Genomic DNA, 698 nt, shown 5'->3' with positions numbered 1-698 from the left:
CGTCATATCTATCAACACAATTTAGGTGAGAAGTACTCCTCACGTGGTGATACCGGTATTCAGCGCCATCTCAGACATAAACATCGGACTCGGCATTCAAAGAATACTAGACGACATCGAGAAGTACAGACCGACTATATCTCGATCCATGAGCGCCCTGGTTTTATCAACCAGCGTCAACGTATAGGTGACTGGGAAATTGATACTGTGATTGGTCGAACGGGTCACTCCATCCTTTTAACGGTTGTCGATCGGCTTAGTCGGCTTACGCTTATCAAAAAGGTTGTGCAAAAGGACTCGCAGGAGATAAATAAAGGCTTAGTTGAACTGTTAGGGGCCATTCCTAAAGAATTTGTTCATTCTATTACACCAGATCATGGGACCGAATTTCTTCATCTTGATGAAATCAGCGAAAGGTTAGGTGTTACTGTCTATTGGCCCGATCCATATTCGCCTGAACAGCGTGGAACAAATGAGAATACAAATGGATTAATCCGGGAATATTTTCCCAAGCGAACAGATATTGATAATTATACAGAACAGGACGTTGAACACTGCCAAAAGCAGTTAAATCAACGTCCTCGCAAAGTGTTAAACTATGAAACCCCATATGAAGTATTTTTTGACAAACTGTTGCACTTAGTTTGACAATTCGCCAGATACAAAAAAGGACCTCAGCGAGTGAGATCCTTCGATTT

Annotated in this window: 1 protein-coding gene; it reads left to right on the top strand. The window is 42.0% G+C overall.

Features of this window, described 5'->3' with window-relative positions:
• Positions 1-648, top strand: a 648-nt coding sequence (locus CBI42_RS11015; protein ID WP_142294118.1) for an IS30 family transposase, incomplete at its 5' end; no start/stop codon positions are given.
• Positions 649-698: the final 50 nt, after the last annotated feature.

Source organism: Streptococcus sp. KR (assembly GCF_002238115.1).
Taxonomy (GTDB): domain Bacteria; phylum Bacillota; class Bacilli; order Lactobacillales; family Streptococcaceae; genus Streptococcus.
This window is presented reverse-complemented; position numbering and strand designations above follow the sequence as displayed.